This window comes from uncultured Pluralibacter sp. (assembly GCF_913775985.1).
Classification (GTDB): Bacteria; Pseudomonadota; Gammaproteobacteria; order Enterobacterales; family Enterobacteriaceae; genus Pluralibacter.
Window position 1 is genome coordinate 1 of the sequence record NZ_CAJYMB010000032.1, and the last position, 18886, is coordinate 18886.

Consider the following 18886-nt stretch of genomic DNA (forward strand, 5'->3'; position numbering starts at 1 on the left):
CCACGATTTGCGGAACCGACATGTCCTGGTAGATGGCGTTCTGCCGGGTGCGGTCGAGCAGCGCCAGGCGCGGCGCCAGCGTCAGGGCGTAGCGGGTTTCGTCCTTCGAGGTGCCGAGGCGCGCGAAATCCGACACCACGCCCTGAATCACCCGCACCGGCTGCTGTATTTTAATGCCGAAGCCCTGGTCTACCGGGGCCTGCAGGGTCAGGGACGCCGCCTTCATCAGCATCGCCTCTTTGGCGATGGCGTGGTCGGGGCTGGTGAACTCGATGCGGTAGCTGAACGGCTGGCTCAGCGCCTCGCGGCCCTCGAAGGCCAGCACGTCCAGCGCTGACCCGCAGCCCTTCACCGCCAGCAGGTGGTGGCTGTGGCTGAATCGCAGTATAGGGCTGTCGCTCATTCATCGCCTCCCGGCACTGCGTCAAACTCCAGCACGATCCCCTCTTCCTCGTCCCAGTCCAGGGTCAGCGTTGACGGCTTCTGTTTCGCGGCCATGTGGACCAGCAGCTGCTGGCTCAGCACCGGCAGAATCTGCTGGTTCAGCAGGCTGTCAACGTTGCGCGCCCCGCTGTCCGGCAGCAGGCAGGCCGCGGTCAGCGCGTCGTACAGCGTCTCGTCAACCCGCGTGCTCAGCCCGTAGTGGCGACTCAGGCGCGCGCTCACCTGCCCCAGCTTCATCTCCACGATAGTGCGCATCGCCGCTCCGGCCAGCGGCCGGTAAATCACCGTCTGGAAACGCGCCAGCAGCGCAGGCTGGAAATGGTCGCGTAGCGTCGGGCGCAGCAGCTCCTGCAGATCGCCGTCGGTGGCCTCCGGCTGATCGTTCAGCAGGTCCATGATCGCGTCGCTGCCGAGGTTCGAGGTCATCAGAATAACCGTGTTGCGGAAGTCGATTTCGCGCCCCTCGCCGTCGCGCATGAAGCCGCGATCAAACACCTGGTAGAACAGGTTCATCACGTCGCGGTGCGCCTTCTCCACTTCGTCCAGCAGCACCACGCTGTACGGCCGCTTGCGTACGGCCTCGGTCAGAATACCTCCCTGCCCGTAACCGACGTAGCCCGGAGGGGAGCCCTTCAGCTGGGAAACCGTGTGCGGCTCCTGATACTCCGACAGGTTGATGGTGATAAGCGACTTCTCCCCGCCGTACAGCACGTCAGCCAGCGCCAGCGCGGTCTCGGTTTTACCCACGCCGCTCGGGCCCACCAGCAGGAATACGCCCTGCGGACCGTTCTCCGGGGTCAGGCCGGTTTTCGCCGCGCGCAGCCGCTGGGCGATGGCGTTTAGCGAGGTGTCCTGACCTACTACACGTCGGCCAATTTCATTTTCCAGGGACAGCAGTTCGGTTTGCTCGTCCTTCATCAGGGAGGAGAGCGGCACGCCGGTCCAGTCGGCGATGACGTTGGCCACGGTGCGCGCGTCGACGTCCACCTGCACCAGCACCTCGCCGCGCTGCTCCGCCTCCAGCCGCTGCTGTAGCGCCGCAATTTCGGCCTGGCGGCTGATGTCCTGCCGGCTGGCCATCAGCTGCTGCGCAAGGTCTTTCTCCGCCTCAAAGCGGCTCTCGCGCTGGGCCAGCGTCTCTTCCAGCCCGGCCCGCTGCCGCTCAATGACGGCAAGGCGGTCGCCGTGCCCGCTGCGGCCCGCGGCGATATCCTCCAGTAGGGCCTGCTCCTCAAACCCCAGCGCCGCCAGCTGCGCCTTCAGGTGCACGATAGACTCCGGCACGGTGTCGAGGCTCATGCGCACCCGGGCAGCGGCGGTGTCCAGCAGATCCACAGCCTTATCCGGCAACTGACGCCCGGTCAGGTAGCGGCGCGACAGAGTGACCGCAGCGCGCACCGCGTCGTCAGTGATGTGTACACCGTGGTGCTCGGCATAGCGGGACTTGAGGCCGCGCAGCATCAGGCAGGCGGTGTCGTCGTCCGGCTCGTCCACCTTCACCATCTGGAAGCGGCGCTCCAGCGCGGCGTCGCGCTCGAAGTACTGCTTGTATTCACTCCAGGTGGTGGCGGCAATGGTGCGCAGCTCCCCGCGCGCCAGCGCCGGCTTCAGCAGGTTGGCGGCGTCCGCACCGCCCGCCTGGTTACCGGCGCCGATGATGGTGTGGGCCTCGTCGATAAACAGCAGGACCGGCACCGGCGACTGCTGGACCGCGTCGATAACGTTTTTCAGGCGCTGCTCGAACTCGCCCTTCACGCCGGCCCCTGCCTGCAGCAGGCCGAGGTCAAGAGTGCGCAGGACGACGGTTTTTAAAGATGCCGGGACATTGCCTTCGGCGATGCGCAGGGCGAGGCCTTCAACCAGCGCGGTTTTACCGACGCCGGGCTCGCCGACGAGAATCGGATTATTCTTGCGTCGCCGGGAGAGAATATCGACCATTTGTCTGATTTCGGAGTCGCGGCCGAACACCGGGTCGATGCTGCCCTCCCGGGCTTTGGCGGTAACGTCGAGGGTGAACTTGTCCAGCGCGCCCTGAAGGGCCTGGCTCAGCCCACCGGCGGTTGCGCCTGCTGCGTCCGGTTCGTCCGCAAGAGCCGCATCCTCGCCGCCGCGGGCCAGTTCGGCCTCCTGCTGCACCTCCGGGCGCTCCTCGGACTGCGCGTCCAGCAGCGGGCGCAGGCGCTCGAGCTGGCTCTGGCCGAGGGTCAGCAGCGGCCACAGGCCATCGCAGCGGGCCAGCTTCGGTTTCTCCACCAGCGCCATCAGCAGGTGGACGCTGCGAATGTGCTCCTCGCCGCTGAGAGAAGCCGCCAGCCAGGCCTGCTGCATCAGCGTCTGGATGTCGTCAGAAAGACGCGGGCGGTGGCGCACGGAGCGCGGCTGCGCATCCAGCCAGCCGAGCAGGCTCTGCCAGAGCGAATCCATATCCCACTCGTAGCGGCGGGCGAGCACCGTCAGGTCGCCCTCGCCCTGCTCCAGCAGCTTCAGCAGCCAGTGCTCGGGCAGGATTTCGGCATGGGCCCGGGTCTGGCACAGCGCAGCTGCCCCTTCCATGGCGCGGGCGCAGTACGGGTTCAGGCGGCGTAACAGGATGGCTGGATTTTCCATTTCTCGATGTTCTCTCTGTTCGGATAATTGGGCACGCTACCGCCCTCGCCGTTTCCCATTGTTAAGGAGACCCGAAGGCGCGAGGTCAGTAAGGCAAAGGGTATTTTTGCGAAGGACCCGCCTGATGCAGGCGCTTCGCAAACAAAAAAAGCGGGCAGAGAGGATCTGCCCGCCTGAGGCTTAGGCGGTAACGCGTTCGTTCCAGGAGTCGGAATGAATGATGTTGCCGTCTTTATAGGTCCAGGTGATTTTTTCGTAGCGCAGCTCGATGCGCTCCAGGTGGTTGTGCTTCTCTTTCGCCGGATCCTTGATGTCGTGCATCAGAGGCGCAATTTTCACCAGCTTGACGTTCTCCAGCGTGGTGTTGAAGTACTCCACTTCCTGGCCCGCGTCGTTAATGCGGTACCACTTAAACTCGGCAGACTTCAGGGTCTGGCCGGTGGTGACCGCCTTATACAGGTACGGGCTGGAGGCGTCGATTTCCTTGGTGAACAGGAACGGCGTGTGGACGCGGGTGCCGGTCAGCTTGCCGGTGTTGTTGTCGGTCGGGATGTACAGGTTATGCTCCTGCGCAACGACTTCGATGCTGCCTTCGCGATCCTTAACGTCCACGGAACCTTTAATGTCCGCGCCGCCGTCGTCCTTCAGCCACAGATAAACGGGAATTGCCATTGTGTTATTCTCCTTTTGGATATGAATCGCCATCTTCCTGCGATGGCGTTTTACTGACGTCCGGGATCCGGCAGGCGTCGGCCTGCGGAACCAGACTGATTTCGACGCGGCGGTTGAGCGCGCGGCCCTCCGTCGTGTCGTTAGTGGCCACAGGGCGGCTCGCGCCGTAGCCCTGTACCGCAAAACAGCTCTCCGGCACGTCGCCGGTATCGCGCATCCAGTCGCGCACCGCTTCTGCACGCCTGAGGGAGAGCGTCTGGTTTAGCTGCGTATTGCCGGTGTTATCGGTGTGGCCAGCGACCACAATTAGCCAGCCGGGTTTGGCTTTGATGCCCACCAGGGAGTTAATCAGCATTTTGGTAGAGCCCGCCTTCAGCTGAGCTTTACCCGAGTCGAACAGGGACATGCTGTCGAGCCGCACAATTTCCGGCACCGGCTCTGCCTTCGGCTGAGGTGTCGGTTCTGGCTTCGGCGGAGGCGGCGGTGGCACGTACGAACGAATGGCATCCAGCACCGGCATGCGCAGGTGCTCGCCCTGATACAGTCCCAGGCTCAGCCGGGCAGGTACGCCATTACGCGTCCAGCCGTCCAGCTGCGCGGCATCCTCGCGTAAAATCGCTACGGCAGCCGCTTTCGGGGCGTAGTCATCCATCGGAATGCGGTAATAGCGGGCAATATCAAAGCTCACGCGGTGCAGCAGCTGGCGGTTGTTCCAGCCGCTGCAGAGCAGCGCGGCAACGGCTGCCAGCGTGAAGATACTGAGCGCGCAGCGCAGCGCCCGACCGAGCGGGGTTAATCCGTGCCCCATCGGCAGCAGCGGCAGAATAAAATCCGGCAGTGGAGAGATGACCGTGCTGTCGGTGCCAACCGGCTGCCAGCCGCTAACCTGGCGCATAGCCGTGTGGCGGGCCAGCCACGCCGTCCAGGCCGAAGACGCCAGGCTTCCGGCAAGAATCGGCCCGATACCCCACAGCACCGCATCGGGCGTAACGGCCGGAACATCGGGGTTATCCTCCATGAACACCGCTTTGACATGCTGGTGAAACCAGCCCATCAGGCTGTTCATCAGCACCTGCTGCTGCATCGCCGGTACGCCGCCGGTTGTGACCCACGCGGCAATTGAACAGGGCGCGGAAGACTCGCGCCAGACCCGAAGACCCTCTCCGGCAACCGCCGCCTGCCAGAGCGTATCGTTCATCATCGCACTGCCCGTTTGCCCGCTCAGCACCAGCGGCACACGGTGCCCTGTCTCCTTACGCAGCCGACAAATTTGCCAGCGCAGGGCCATCAGCCGCCCGGTCAGCGCCTCGCTGTCAACGTGCTGCTGTGGGCAAACGCTGACCATCACCGACAGCTGGCGCCCCCAGTCCGGGCGCAGCCGCAGCACCTGTCGGGCTACCCGGTCCAGATCCTGATGTTCCTCGACCCGGATCCAGCAGCCCTGGGTCACGGTCATTACCGGCGACGGCTGCGGCCAGGCGAGCGGCAGATCGCCGCAGACCAGCACCACCGGCTGGCGATAGACGGCTTCCGGCAGGTTATCCAGCCGCAGAGCATCGTCGTGCGGAAGGCGATCGCGCGTGGCGTACCAGACCGCTGCGATCGCCCCGAGTACAACCAGCAGAACGAGTGCGGCGAGCGGCCAGGAGGCCGGCAGGAAACCCAGGCAGATAACGACGCTCAGCAGGGCGGCCCACAGTGCCAGCCAGCGCCGCTGCGCAGGACTCATTTCACTACTCCCGGCAGCAGGGTCAGCAGCATCCTGTCGAGCCAGTGATTAAGCCCCCACCACAGGACTACGATCGCAATCACGCTCAGGCCAATACGCACCGGCCACGATGCCAGCCAGCTGCTCATCCCTGTTCCGGCAGGGCTTTCCGCCAGCACCGGATGCGTTTGCGGATAGCTGAAGGGCGCAACGTGTTCATTCAGGGCACTCACCAGCTTTTGCCGGTCCGGATCGTTCAGGGAGCTGAAACTGCCGAGGAATCCCAGCATCATCACCCGCTGGAAGCAGGTCAACACGGCGCTGTCGGGCGCCGGCTCGCGCAGTACATCGCGCATTCGGTCGCACAGCGTGTCGCCGGCGTCCATGGTGCCGAGGAAGTGGCCCTGCAGAGGAATGTCGTACCACTGCATGCAGGCATCGTCGTCAACGTTGCGGCTTTTTACCGCTTCATCGAGCAGCGCACACTGCGCGGTCATAATGTGCCGGCAGCTCACTTCGTCCAGATCGCTTGCTTTAAGCTCGCGCTGCACGCGCTCCACATCGGCGATACAGCGCTCCCACAGCACGCGTCCTTCGCCTTCCTGAAATTTCGGCCCGTGGCGCAGGCTGATAACCTGTAGCCAGGTGTCCTGCAGCAGGGCATCAATATCAATGGGTGCGGCAGCGCCGCGCTTACGTTCACTCATGTTCTCAGTACCGCAAAGAGTTCAAGTTCAGGCTCGCCGAGCATCCCCGGGACGTAAAACATGCAGGTGCCGCTCTGGATCATTTCCGCGGCCAGAGGATCGGAGAGAACGAGGCTGAAATACTGGTTTTCCAGACGCAGCGGAATAGCCGCGGGGACGTGGCGCAGCGGCATCAGCGGAACGCCAACCCGGGATGAGTTGACGATGTCGCGGACGTGATCCGGGCTGCCCACCTTGCACTGGCGCGGGAACTGCTCCTGCAGTTGCGCCGCCGGCATCGGCGATCGTACGGAAAGGTAGTAGTCCGCCCCTTCCCGCAGGCGCGGATCGTGCAGCCTTGCCTGCCAAAAGTGCAGACGGGCGTCGTAGTCAAGCTCCAGCGACACCACCCGCGACGGCAGGCTGGCCTCAAGCAGATCCCCAAGCAGGTTAAACAGCGGCGGGAAAACTGCATTCAGTTGCTCATGCTGCCAGACTGGAATAGCGCTCACCTGATGGGCCAGCGAAAAGGTCAGCAGGCTGCCGGCCAGCCGGGCAAGCTCCGGATAGAGGCGCTCGGGCGGGCTTTGCGGATTGCGCTGAAACTGCCCCAGCACCGGCTCGGCGCTGTTGAGAGCGTTAAGCAGCCAGAACAGGGAGACGTCGGCGACGGCAAAATCCGCCATTCGCTCATTGCTTTCCCGGCGCATCGCCATCAGCCGTCCCAGGCGCGCGCGTAGCTGGGTCAGCAGCTGTTCAAGCTGGGTCGACAGCCAGCGGCTGCCGCGCAGCGTCAGCAGCGGAGGAAGAAAGGTCTCGTCCAGGGTCCAGACGCCCTGTGAATCCTGCTGCACGCGGGCGACAGGACAGGTCAGGTAATCGCTGTTGTCCTGACGGGCAAAGCGCAGGGTCAGTTCGGGCTGCATGACCGCAATCTGGCGAGTGTCGTCGCCAAAAGTATTGCGCACATCTCGCCAGCGCTGGCGAAAGCGTACCGGGCGCTCGGCCACCTCATCGGGCTTCAGGCAGTTGCCGCCGTTGGCCCGCAGCAGCGGAAGCGCCAGCACTACCACCGCGTCCCGGGATTCACTTTCAAGGGACAGCGCCGGCGGCAGGGCGTCAGCGTTGTCGGTATCGATCAATGTGCCGTCCTGAAAGCGAACGTGCAGGTGCCGGGCCTGCAGGCGGCCCAGCTTTAGCGCATCCGGTTCAAAAGCGGCGTCAATCATTCCCCAGGGCTGGGAAAGTCCCAGCCGGGCAATGCACTCGGCAGACCAGGCCGCTTGCGCGGCCTGCTGCTGGAAGTGCTGGGGAGAGACCATAATGCCTCTGCCCCACAACGGTTGTTCCGTTTTCATCAGCTTCCGGTCCTACGTTACGACTTGGCCTTCGGCATCCGCGAAACCAGCGACAGGTTGACGTCCATCCCTTCCACCTGGAAGTGCGGCACCGCGAACAGCTTCACGCGGAAGAATCCCGGGTTGTCCTCGATGTCTTCCACCACCACCTTCGCATCGCGCAGCGGATGTGACGCCTGCAGCGCGTCGCCCGGATCGGTCATCTCCGTTACCAGGCTGCGCACCCAGGTGTTCAGCTCCAGCTCCAGCAGGCGCCGGTCCTTGGTCGAGCCGATGTTTTCGCGCTGGATTATTTTCAGGTAGTGCGCGATGCGCGACAGCAGGAAAATGTACGGCAGCCGCGCGTTGATGCGGCTGTTTGCCGTCGCCTCCGGGGTATCGTACAGCGCCGCCTTCTGGGTCGAGTTCGCCGAGAAGAAGCACGCGTAGTCCCGGTTCTTGTAGTACGACAGCGGGATGAAGCCCAGGTTGGCGAACTCGAACTCGCGGGTCTCCGGTATCATCACCTCGCTCGGGATTTTCACCTGGTTGCCGGTGCCGAGGTCGTACAGATGAATCGGCAGGTCCTGCACCGCACCGCCCGCCTGCGGGCCGCGTATCTGCACGCACCAGCCGTTGTTGATGAAGCTCTTCACCATGTTGGCCGCAAAGGCGAACGAGGCGTTGGTCCACAGGTATTTGTCGTGGTCCGGGCCCTTCACCTCTTCCACGTAGTTGAAGCTGCGCACCGGCACCGTGTCCGGTCCGTACGGCAGGCGGCCCAGCACCCGCGGCATCACCAGCCCCAGGTAGCGCGAGTCGTCCGTGTCGCGGAACGTCTTCCACTTGATGTATTCGGCACGGTCAAAGTAGTTGCCGATGTCCTTGATGGCCGCCACCTCCTCCATCGAGTCCTTGAGGAAAAATTTCGGCCCGGCGGAGCCGATAAACGGCATGTGCGCCGCGGCGGACACCTTCGAGATGTTGCGCATCAGCGCCACGTCCTGGGCCGAGGCGTCGAACTCGTAGGCCGAAATCACCGCCGCAATCGGCTCGCCGCCCGGGGTGTCGTACTCGTCGATGTAGGTGTGCTTGTACAGTCCGGACTGGATAATCTCCGGCGAGTCCTCGAAGTCCTGGCGCAGGTCGTCCTTCGACATGTCCAGCAGCTCCACCCGCACGTTCTGGCGGAAGTCGGTTTTGTCCACCAGCGACTTCACCCCGCGCCACAGGCTCTCCACCGCCTGAAATTCTTCATGGTGCATTACCGCGTCCAGCTGGCGGCTAATCTGCCAGTCCAGCTCGGCGATGTGGTGATCAATCAGGGTTTTGTCGAGCTTCTCCACCTTCGCCCCGGCCTTGCTCAGGCACTCGAGGAACACCTGCATCCCGGCGGTCAGGCGCTCGTCGGCGCTGGCGTCGGACATCGCCTGCGCGTCCTGCCAGACGTCCAGCGCGCTCAGCCCGGAGACCGGGTGCAGGTTGATTTTTTCAAACAGCGAGGCGTACACGCCGCCCGCCGGACGTTCGAGAACCACGCTTTCGCTGCCGGAAGCGTTTTCATTTTGTACAGACATGAGCATTCCTTAATTAATCCGTTAAAAAGTCGCGGGGGGCTACTGTTTGGGGGTCAGGGCAGAGAGTTCGCCGCGCAGCTCGGCGCTGAGCGCCGGGTCGAGCAGGATTTTTTCCAGCTCCTTGCGGAAGGCCTGGTTGTCGAGCAGGTTAGCCTTGAGGTCGCGCAGCAGGCTGCGCATGGCGAGCATGGCCTTCAGCTGGGGTATCTGGCGGGCCACCTGCTCGGGGGTGAAGTCGCTCATACTGCGAAAGGTGAGGTCAACGTTCTCTTCGCTGCCGTCGCCGGCGAGGGTGTTTTTCACCGCGAGGTTCACCCGCGGCGCGTACTCGGCGAGCACCGAGTCGAAGTTGTTCTTGTTGATATTTTGCTTCTCGCGTTCAGACAGCGGGGCTTTTTCCTGCCCGTTGCTGAAATCCCCCGTCACCAGCAGCTTGAGCGGGAGTTCAGTCTTTTTCCCCGCGCCGCCGGTATGTAAGTCGAGTTTGAGATTAATACGTGCTTTGGGTACTTCACTCTGGAAGCTGTCGGCCATGTCATTATTCCCTTAGTTATTGCCACAGATATTTATGCGTAAGATTTCTTGCGCGAAAACACATTAATTCAACACACTACAGAAAAAACAATAACGAGATCAAATTACTGATAAAAGAAAAATCCCAATATATCTTCCTGGTATAAAAAAAAGCACTCCATACGAGTTATTTGGTTTTATAAACTAAAATAAATAAAATAAACGAACAAAAAACCACAAAAGCAACGAAAAGTAATTTAAAATTTTCATTGCATCGAAATTGATATAAATCAAAAAAAATATGAATTCAGGCAACAGGAGTGTAAATAATAATTACATACCACCGCCGATGAATACATATAAAAATGAAATATATCTTTGTGGATTAATTATTAAAGTGAATAAGAGTTTTAGCACGAATAAATAAAAAAACAACTTTACTCTATTAATAACATTAGAGAATCAAATGTGTCATTTAAGGCAAACATCCACTTTCACCCTCTATAATTTAGCGAATCGCTTTACGACCATAAGCCAATTCAGTGCTAAAAATAAAAAACTGAACTTTCTCAAAATGAACATTATCGGCTTCTTTTACTCAAACCATATCAATTCAATAAAAATACTTTAGCGTAACTAATGATATAAAAGTAACCGTCGTGTTGTGATGCCATCCCACCAGACAGGGAGTTCAGAAGTACAAAAAACGTGCTGGCATCCCGTTCATTATGCGCCAGCAGACCATAAAAAAACCCACGTCGCCGCAGGCTTCGTGGGTTTTTCATCTTCGACTAATTAGCCCAGATTCAGCTCGTCGAAGTGGGAAATGCGTTTGCCGACGATGCCGTAATCCAGCGCCTCGTCCGGGGACATCCATAAGTTACGGTCAGTATCTTTCTTGACGCGCTCCAGCGGCTGGCCGGTAGCATCGGCAATCAGGCGGTTAATGCGATCGTGCATGCGGATAATTTCGCGGGCTTCAATTTCGATGTCCGTCGCCTGGCCGCGCACGCCGCCTATCGGCTGGTGGATCATAAAGCGGGTGTTCGGCAGCGAGTAACGGTGCTCTTTCTTCGCCGCGAGGAAAATGGTGATACCCGCGCTGGCAACCCAGCCGGTACCGATAATGTGCACATCCGGACGGATAAACTTGATGAAGTCGTGGATAGTATCACCCGCTTCAACGTGGCCGCCCTGGCTGTTGAGGTAGATGCGGATCGGATCGTCGCTGATGCTCTGCAGCAGAATAAGCTGGGTCACCACTTTCTGCGCCAGCTCCTGATTGATTTCACCGGAGATAACAATCGAGCGGGACGACAGGAGCTTTTGCTGGATAAACGCCGGCTCGGCGCCTTCGGCGGCTTTCTTGTCGTCGCTATTTTCATTCATGATGGTGGGTAACATAGGTGTTGCTCCTTAACAGATACGGCCATAGTCAGATACATATAGCATATCAGGACAATCAGGCCCGCGTCTTTAAACGCGAACCGCCACCACACCTGAGAATGCGCGTCCGCCCGGGCGTCAGTTTTCCCGCCGCTAAAATGCCTGCGCCGCCAGAAGATGGCGGCGCAGAAGCATCAGCGTTATCTATTCAGAGGCTGTTTTATTTATACAGCTCGGCGCTCATCGACACGCGGTTACCCATCCGGGCGCTGGTGATTTTGTAGGAGCTTGCGTGCTGCGCTTTTGCCTTCTGGGCAATCACCGCCTCGGCAGAATCGAGCGTGGTGCCGGTAGCGGTAACGCTGTGTGCCGATGCGCCAAACGCGAGAGTTGAAAGAACGGCGGCGGTAATCAGAGTAGTCATGCTTTTCATAATCGTATCCTTGGGTAATGGAGTAAGTTGCCCGGTGCAACTTGATGGCAAGAAGGATACGACGGTTTACTTATGCCTTAAATAGCAATTATGGCAACATACTGTTGCTTAAAATAGAATAATAACGAGTTCCCCTATAGCCCTACAGTCAAAGATACGTCTGCGGCCTCCCGGCCGCACCCGCCGGGCTCCCGCCTCTTTTAAAACCGTTAGCACACGCCCTGAATCATCGACAAATCAAACGGCACATCCGGAGCAATCTTCTCGATATTGTCCGGCGCTTTAAACCACAGCCCCTCTTTCTCCCCCAGAATCCGACCCCGGACGCCTTCAATATACAGCGCAGACCCTTCATACAGGGCCAGCAGCTGTTCCTGTGGGTTAAAGGCCAGAAACTCGTTGAGGCGATCTTCGCGGCTCTCGCCGTTGTGGCCCGCCGTTTTACCCGAAATAAAGTGCGGGTTAATCTGAAACGGCGCGATATTAAGCGCGTTGAACGACGGCGGCTGTACAATCGGCATATCGTTGGTGGTGCGGATCGTCGGCGTGGCGACATTGCTGCCCGCGCTCCAGCCGACATACGGCAGCTCGCCGGCGTTCACCCGTTCAGAAATCAGCTCCACAATGCCGGCCTGATAGAGACGGGTCAGTAGCGCAAACGTATTGCCGCCGCCCACGGCGATAGCCTGCGCATTGCGCACTGCCGCAAGCGGATCGCTGAAGTGGTGAATAGACGTCAGGCCATAGCCCAGGCGGGAAAACGCGGGCTGAACGCGCTTCTCGAAAGCATCGAAGCTGGAAGATACCGCGGCAAACGGGATAAACAGCACCTCCACCGGCCCGGTGCCCAGCAGCGTGCGCAGCTGGGCGTCCGCGTGTTCCAGATAGCCCATGCTGCCCATCCGGGAACTGCTCATCAATAGTGCTCTTTTCATCATGACTCCTTGATAATGTGCGAGATTCCGGCAACACGCCAGAATACCCGTGCGTTGATCTTATCCTATCGCCGCCGCCTGCTCGTGCGCCAGCGCGATAAACGCCCGGGCGGCGGCCGTTTGCCACGCGCCTTTGCGCTGCAGCAGGGCCGCGGTGCGCTCCAGCAGCGGCGGTTCCAGCGCGATGGCAGTTATCTCGGAATGCTGGACGGCAATGGCCGCCGGCAGCAGCGTGGCCAGCGACGTTCTGCGCACCATTTCCAGCACTGCGCTGATGGAATTCACTTCCATTATTACCGGCAGATGCAGGCTAACCTGCCGGCTGAAGCGATCGATCTGCTCCCGGGTGGCAAATTCGCCGCTGAGCAGCACAAATTTTTCGTCTTTAAGCTGGTGGAGATCTGCCGTTTCGCGCCCGGCCAGCGGATGGCCGTTAGCCACCACCAGCGCCAGAGTTTCGACCAGCAGCGGCCGGGCCGCGATCTCCGCTGAGTGAACGTCGGTAAAGGCAATGCCGACGTCCAGCTCGTCCCGCGCCAGCTGCATTTCAATTGCCTCCTGCGACATCTCCCGCAGCTGGAGCGTCACGCCGGGATAGCGCGCATGAAAGGCGGCCAGCAGCGGGCCGGTCAGATAGGCGGTAAAGGTCGGTGTTACCCCCACTTTCAGCTCGCCGCAGCTGAGATCCTCCACGTCATGAATCGCCCGGCTGCCGGCTTTCAGGGCCTGCAGCGCCTGCCGGGCATAGCTCAGGTAGATCTCGCCGGCGTCGGTCAGGCGAACAGCGCGGCCGCTGCGATCAAATAGCGGCGCGCCGAGCGTCTCCTCCAGCTGCCTGATCTGCTGGGAAAGCGCGGGCTGAGAGACGTGCAGTGCTTCGGCGGCCCGGGTAAAACCCCGGTGCTCAGCGACAGCAAGGAAATAGTGGATATGGCGCAGCAGCATCACTCACCTATAAGTAATAACAATAGTGTTCATTATAAATGCGTCTTTTACCTTATAGGAAGCGGCGAGTAGCCTTGGCTCCATCATTTAGTGCCGAGGAGGCAGCATGAAAGAAATTATTGATGGTTTCCTGAAATTTCAGCGCAGCGTCTTTCCCGAGCGCGCCGAACTGTTCAGGCACCTCGCCAGCCAGCAAAACCCCAGAGCGCTGTTTATCTCCTGCTCCGACAGCCGCCTGGTGCCGGAGTTGGTTACCCAGCGCGAGCCGGGCGACCTGTTCGTTATCCGCAATGCGGGCAACATCGTGCCGAGCTACGGCCCGGAGCCCGGCGGCGTAACGGCGTCCGTTGAATATGCCGTCGCGGCGCTGCGGGTATCGGACATCGTGATTTGCGGCCACTCGGACTGCGGTGCCATGACCGCCATCGCCGGCTGCCACTGCCTGGATCACATGCCTGCCGTCGGCCACTGGCTGCGCTACGCCGACTCTGCACGCGTCGTCAACGAGGCCCGCGATCACTGCACGGAAGCGGAAAAAGTGCATTCCATGGTGCGTGAAAACGTTATTGCCCAGCTGGCAAATATCCAGACGCATCCGTCGGTGCGCCTGGCGCTGGAAGAAGGCCGCATTGCGCTCCACGGCTGGGTTTATGACATTGAGAGCGGCGATATCGCCGCCTATGACGGTACCCGTCGCCAGTTTGTGTCCCTGGCTGACAATCCCGACACCCGGGCCGTGCCGCTGCAGCACGCCCTGACAGACTAATTTTCCCCCTTAATTTACCGGAGGTTTATCCATGATCCATTCCCAAATCAACCGCGACATTCGCCTGGCCCTGGCCGACCAGATCCTGCTTATCAAAGCTAAGAAAGACTTTACCTTTGAACAGCTTGCCGACGGCACCGGGCTGTCAGAAGCGTTTGTGACCGCCGCTCTGCTGGGACAGCACGCGCTGCCGGTGCAGGCTGCCCGCCTGATCGGCGACAAGCTGGGCCTGGATGAAGATGCGGTTCTGCTGCTGCAGACCATCCCGCTGCGCGGCAGCATTGATGACCGCGTGCCGACCGATCCCACCATGTATCGCTTCTACGAGATGCTGCAGGTCTACGGCACCACCCTGAAAGCGCTGGTTCACGAAAAATTTGGCGACGGCATTATCAGCGCCATCAACTTCAAGCTGGACGTGAAAAAAGTGGCCGATCCGGAAGGCGGTGAGCGGGCGGTGATTACCCTCGACGGCAAATATCTGCCGACGAAACCGTTTTGATCAATAACGCCCCAGCCCGCGGGCGTATCGTTACGATTGAACCTTAATCGTCGATAAATCAAACAGTCTCACCCACGCCGTCCGGTTCCCCCGGGCGGCGCTGCGCTTTCCGACACTGCTGCGCTGACAGAACAAGGAGAAAAAATGATTACGGATGCGCGCGTCCGCCACCAGCTGATAATGCTGCTGGTTCTGGTACTTATCGGCATTAATATGCGCCCCCTGCTCACCTCCGTTGGCCCGCTGCTGCCGCAGCTGCGCGCCGCCACAGGCATGCATTTCACCACCGCGTCGCTGCTGACCGCCCTGCCGGTTATCGCCATGGGCGCGCTGGCGCTGGCGGGAAGCTGGATCAACGCGCGCGTTAGCGAACGTCACAGCGTGGCACTCGGCCTGCTGCTGGTTGCTGCCGGGGCGCTGCTGCGCGAGATGGCACCGCAGAGCTGCCTGCTTATCAGCAGCGCCCTGCTGGGCGGAATTGGCATCGGCATTATTCAGATGATTATGCCGGCGGTGATAAAGCGCCTGTTCCAGCGCCGGATGCCGCAGGTAATGGGTCTGTGGTCGGCGGCGCTAATGGGCGGCGGCGGACTGGGGGCGGCAATCACGCCCTGGCTGGCCGATCGCAGTGAGCTGTGGTACCGCTCGCTGGCCTGGTGGGCGCTTCCGGCCATTATTGCGCTGGCAGGCTGGCTGGCGCTGCGCGGTCGGGCACCGCAGGAAGAGCACCGCGCTCCGCCGGCATCTGTTCGCGTATCAGCCAGCCCGCGCGCGTGGCTGCTGGGCCTCTATTTTGGCGTGATTAACGGCGGCTATGCGAGCCTGATAGCCTGGCTGCCGCCTTATTACATTCAGCTCGGGGCCAGCGCCCAGCACAGCGGATCGCTGCTGGCGCTGATGACGGTGGGGCAAACCCTGGGGGCACTCGCGCTACCGCTGTTCGCCCGGCAGCAGGATCGCCGCGGGCTGCTCATATTGACGCTTGCGCTTCAGCTGATCGGCTTTTGTGGATTTATCTTCGCGCCGCTGTCGCTGTCGGCGCTGTGGGCAATGCTGTGCGGCGCGGGGCTCGGCGGCGCGTTTCCGCTGTGTCTGGTGCTGGCCCTCGATCACGCCGGGCATCCCGCCATCGGCGGGCGGCTGGTGGCGTTTATGCAGGGAATTGGCTTTATCATTGCCGGACTCTCGCCGTGGCTTTCCGGCTTGTTGCGCAGCGCGAGCGGCAACTTTCTGCTGGACTGGACGGTACACGCCGCGGCCGCGGCCGCGCTGATACTGCTGACGCTGCGCTTTAAACCAGCGGGGTATCCAAAGGCCTGGCGTGTAGAGAATGAGTTGAAGGGTTAATCGGCAACAGTAAAGCGGATGTCCAGGCTGGTCATTTTCTCAATGACGTCCGGTGTAATGTGACTGTCGGTAATGATATCGGTCAGGGAGTGCAGTCGGGCAACGTTAAATAGAGCCCACTTGCCATATTTTGAACTGTCCGCCAGCAGCACGCGGCGCGTAGCATTGACAATAAGATCGCGCTTTAACGCCGCTTTTTCTTCCGTTGGTGAAGTAATTCCCCTGTCAAAATCCCAGCCGTTACAGCTGGCAAAAGCGATGTCAGGCCAGATGTCATTGAGGAAGCGGCGTGCATGCTCGCCAACGCACGACTGGCTGCTGTCGTCTATGCGCCCGCCAATAATGGTCACCTCGATCTGCTTATATTCCGCCAGAAAGAGAGCGATGTGTAAGTCGCTGGTGATAACGCGCAGCGGAAGGTGCGTTAAATGACGCGCCAGCTCGATCATCGTCGTGCCGGCATCAAGTACAACAGCATCGCCGGCTTTGACGAGACTGGCAGCCCGCGCGGCAATCGCCCGCTTTTCAGCAAGATGACGCTGGGATTTCTCTAATGTGGTGGGCTGAGCAGGGATAAACCGATTGAGCGTCACGCCGCCGTGCGTGCGGCTGATTACGCCTTCCTGATCAAGTTTGATCAGATCCCGGCGGATCGTCGCCGGTGACGCATCCGTCACCGACACTAACTCATCAACCGTGACAAGATTATGGCTCTTCAGGTAATCCATAATTTGTTCAAGACGGTTATATCCCTTCATCTTAATTCCGCGTTATTTGCATGGCGAGTTTGATCGAAGTAGCCATGCTCTCAGACTTGGCTTTTCCTGTCCAGGCAATATCAAATGCCGTACCGTGGTCGGCTGATGTGCGAATAAACGGCAGTCCGGCGGTAATATTTACGCCGTCGTAAAAGCCAAGTAGCTTAAGCGGGATGTGCCCCTGATCGTGATACATCGCGACCACCATGTCATACATTCCTTCATGGCACTGCATGAATACCGTATCTGGCGGGCAGGGGCCGGTGACGTTGAAACCTTCCGTTTTCATGGCCTCTACTGCAGGCGCCACGATCTTGATCTCCTCATCGCCAAACAGGCCATTTTCACCTGCGTGAGGGTTTACGCCCGCCACTGCAATGTGCGGATTGTCATAGCCAACGCGTTTTAAAAAATCATCAGCAACCCGAATAACCGTTTTGATACGATCCTGATTGAGAGTATCGAGGAATTTGCGCAGAGCGATGTGGGTCGTAACATGAATAACTTTGAGTTTATCCGTGTACAGCACCATCGCGTAATCCTGCGTATGCGTTAACTTCGCCAGCAGCTCCGTATGTCCCGGGTAGAAATGGCCGCCGGTATGCAGCGCTTCTTTATTCAGCGGCGCTGTCGCAATGGCCTTCACTTCGCCTGACATTGCCAGCTCGGTCGCCCGCTTAATACAGCGGTAGGCCAGATCGCCCGCCTGCGCCTGTACGATGCCCGGCTTGAGCGCCTGGGGATCGGCCAGCGGCTCATCAATGACGTTGATTACATTGGGAGAAAAACGCGCGTCCGCAACGCTATTAATAACGCGCATCTGCGCGGCAGGAACGATCCCCAGCCCCATAATACGCTCAAAGGTTTTCGCGCAGCCGACCACCACCACAGGCGCACCGGAGAGTTCACCCTCCGCCAGCGACTTAATAATAATCTCAGGACCAATACCTGCCGGGTCACCCATCGTTACAGCGATAATATTAGACACTTACGTTCTCCTCGATAAAATGCAAAACCTTGAGCAGGGTTGTTTCATCACCAAAGCCCCCGGCCTTAGTCATGACTGGCATGTGCCAGTTACTTCCTAAAAAATGACCCCACGGCACGCACTGCGCCACGCAGCCTGTAATTCGAAATCCCGTTGCCCCCAGCGCGCGCGCGGCGGCCAGCGCAACATCACCGCCGGATAAATAGAGCGCATCGGGTACGCTGATGCTCGCGGCATCCCGGACGAGCGCGCCTAAAAAAGCGCAAATGTTTTCGCCAAGCTCGCTGCGGCTGAGCTGCCGCTGGCGGCACACGTCGTCGATACGATGGCGCGCAGCGCTGTCTGAGCAGGTATGCACAATGCAGTGCTGCCCGCTTTCCAGCGCATTCGCTATTTGTGTGAGGTAGCTTTCCGGCCTGTCGTTCAGCGCGTCATCAATATTGATAAGTATCAGGCGCGCATCGGACTGCTGCTTAAGCACCTCGATTTGCTGCTGCGCCATTTCACTCATCGAGCCCACCACCGCCAGCAGGCAGGGGCGAGAGTGTGATGTGACAACCCGGGCAAAGGCATCGCACAGACCTGCCGAGCCGACCAGTAGCGGAGAGGAGGGTAGGCGCCTGGCCGCCTCCATTACATAATCGAGATCAGCATCCGTTTCGCCGTCAATAATGACCAGTGTCGGCGCAGATATTTGTGCAAGACATTCGCTGAGTTTTCCTGCACGCAAAACATCAAGGCCGATATGCAGACAGGGGAGCTCGCTTTGTGATTGAAAAACGAAACCAACATCTGCACTGTGCACCGGCGTTTTGGGATCGGTCGCGAATTCCGTTTCGGTCAACGGTCGGTGGTTAACCAAACACTGGCCGTCGCGGATCGTTCTCCCTGCAGCGGGAAATGCCGGTGCCACGAGCGCGATGTCGATCTCCAGCGCCCGCATCATCGCCAGGGTTTCTGCCCCCGGATTCCCCCGGAGAGTGGAATCTATTTTTTTTATCCGCCAGCGGTAAGGCTGCCGCTCTCCGACAGAAGCGGCCAGTGAAAGTGCGCGATCGTAAGCCTGCTCCACGGGCAGCGCCCGGCTATCACTATTGAGAATGCACACGTCGGCCCGGCCATCGCGCTGATAATCCGCATGCAGCACGACATCAACGATATTTCCGCACTTCGCCAGGGTAACTCCGGCATCATTCGCGCCAGTGAAGTCATCAGCGATGATAAGAATAGAGTTATCAGTATTCCGTCCCGCCATCGTCACTCCCATTGTGTAATTATCCGC

General features: G+C 59.9%; 18 protein-coding genes. 3 read left to right on the plus strand and 15 right to left on the minus strand.

What is annotated here, in order from left to right:
* From QZ766_RS04235 to cynR, 12 genes are all read right to left on the minus strand, one after another.
* A partial coding sequence (locus QZ766_RS04235) for a contractile injection system protein, VgrG/Pvc8 family (protein WP_297197700.1) occupies window positions 1-403 on the minus strand: 403 nt, incomplete at its 3' end.
* A complete protein-coding gene (gene tssH / locus QZ766_RS04240; protein ID WP_297197702.1) occupies window positions 400-3051 on the minus strand; it encodes a type VI secretion system ATPase TssH in 2652 nt (883 codons plus the stop codon). The genes QZ766_RS04235 and tssH, both read right to left, overlap by 4 nt.
* Window positions 3052-3231: 180 nt before the next feature.
* A complete protein-coding gene (locus QZ766_RS04245; protein ID WP_297197705.1) occupies window positions 3232-3723 on the minus strand; it encodes an Hcp family type VI secretion system effector in 492 nt (163 codons plus the stop codon).
* A 4-nt stretch (window positions 3724-3727) separates the two neighbouring features.
* Entirely contained in the window at window positions 3728-5452 is a 1725-nt protein-coding gene (locus QZ766_RS04250; RefSeq protein WP_297197707.1) for an OmpA family protein, read from the minus strand.
* Window positions 5449-6138, minus strand: coding sequence for a type VI secretion system protein TssL, short form (tssL, locus tag QZ766_RS04255; RefSeq protein WP_297197709.1), 690 nt, complete (start codon window positions 6136-6138; stop codon window positions 5449-5451). Before tssL ends, QZ766_RS04250 begins: the two co-directional genes overlap by 4 nt.
* Window positions 6135-7478, minus strand: coding sequence for a type VI secretion system baseplate subunit TssK (gene tssK / locus QZ766_RS04260; RefSeq protein WP_297198059.1), 1344 nt, complete (start codon window positions 7476-7478; stop codon window positions 6135-6137). The genes tssL and tssK overlap by 4 nt, the downstream gene beginning before the upstream one ends.
* 14 nt (window positions 7479-7492) lie before the next feature.
* A complete protein-coding gene (tssC, locus tag QZ766_RS04265; protein ID WP_297197713.1) occupies window positions 7493-9037 on the minus strand; it encodes a type VI secretion system contractile sheath large subunit in 1545 nt (514 codons plus the stop codon).
* Window positions 9038-9070: 33 nt separating this feature from the next.
* Window positions 9071-9565 (minus strand): type VI secretion system contractile sheath small subunit, encoded by a 495-nt coding sequence (gene tssB, locus QZ766_RS04270; protein ID WP_297197716.1) that lies wholly within the window; start codon window positions 9563-9565, stop codon window positions 9071-9073.
* Between the two features lie 774 nt (window positions 9566-10339).
* The gene (locus QZ766_RS04275) at window positions 10340-10933 is read right to left on the minus strand and encodes an ATP-dependent Clp protease proteolytic subunit (protein WP_297198061.1); all 594 of its coding nucleotides are present in this window, start codon (window positions 10931-10933) and stop codon (window positions 10340-10342) included.
* Between the two features lie 217 nt (window positions 10934-11150).
* Entirely contained in the window at window positions 11151-11363 is a 213-nt protein-coding gene (locus tag QZ766_RS04280; RefSeq protein WP_297197719.1) for a DUF1471 domain-containing protein, read from the minus strand.
* A gap of 209 nt (window positions 11364-11572) precedes the next feature.
* Window positions 11573-12280, minus strand: coding sequence for a dipeptidase PepE (gene pepE / locus QZ766_RS04285; protein ID WP_297197722.1), 708 nt, complete (start codon window positions 12278-12280; stop codon window positions 11573-11575).
* A 78-nt stretch (window positions 12281-12358) separates the two neighbouring features.
* Window positions 12359-13243, minus strand: coding sequence for a transcriptional regulator CynR (cynR, locus tag QZ766_RS04290; protein ID WP_297197725.1), 885 nt, complete (start codon window positions 13241-13243; stop codon window positions 12359-12361).
* Window positions 13244-13349: 106 nt separating this feature from the next.
* Here cynR and QZ766_RS04295 point away from each other — a divergent pair, with 106 nt between their 5' ends.
* From QZ766_RS04295 to QZ766_RS04305, 3 genes are all read left to right on the plus strand, one after another.
* Complete coding sequence (locus QZ766_RS04295; RefSeq protein WP_297197727.1) at window positions 13350-14009, plus strand: carbonic anhydrase; 660 nt, start codon at window positions 13350-13352, stop codon at window positions 14007-14009.
* 31 nt (window positions 14010-14040) lie between these two features.
* On the plus strand, window positions 14041-14511 hold the full coding sequence (gene cynS / locus QZ766_RS04300; protein WP_297197729.1) for a cyanase: 471 nt from the start codon (window positions 14041-14043) through the stop codon (window positions 14509-14511).
* Window positions 14512-14655: 144 nt separating this feature from the next.
* Entirely contained in the window at window positions 14656-15858 is a 1203-nt protein-coding gene (locus QZ766_RS04305; protein ID WP_297197731.1) for a cyanate transporter, read from the plus strand.
* Here the strand turns inward: QZ766_RS04305 and QZ766_RS04310 are convergent.
* The 3 genes from QZ766_RS04310 to QZ766_RS04320 are packed head-to-tail and all read right to left on the minus strand — an operon-like array spanning window position 15855 to window position 18871.
* A complete protein-coding gene (locus QZ766_RS04310; RefSeq protein ID WP_297197734.1) occupies window positions 15855-16616 on the minus strand; it encodes a DeoR/GlpR family DNA-binding transcription regulator in 762 nt (253 codons plus the stop codon). The two genes, QZ766_RS04305 and QZ766_RS04310, sit on opposite strands and share 4 nt — an antisense overlap.
* 1 nt (window position 16617) lies before the next feature.
* Window positions 16618-17604 carry a D-threonate 4-phosphate dehydrogenase gene (locus QZ766_RS04315; RefSeq protein WP_297197737.1) on the minus strand — a complete coding sequence of 329 codons (987 nt, stop codon included), beginning with the start codon at window positions 17602-17604 and terminating at the stop codon, window positions 16618-16620.
* Window positions 17597-18871: a four-carbon acid sugar kinase family protein gene (locus QZ766_RS04320; protein WP_297197739.1), complete on the minus strand. Its 1275-nt coding sequence runs from the start codon at window positions 18869-18871 to the stop codon at window positions 17597-17599. The genes QZ766_RS04315 and QZ766_RS04320 overlap by 8 nt, the downstream gene beginning before the upstream one ends.
* Window positions 18872-18886: the final 15 nt, after the last annotated feature.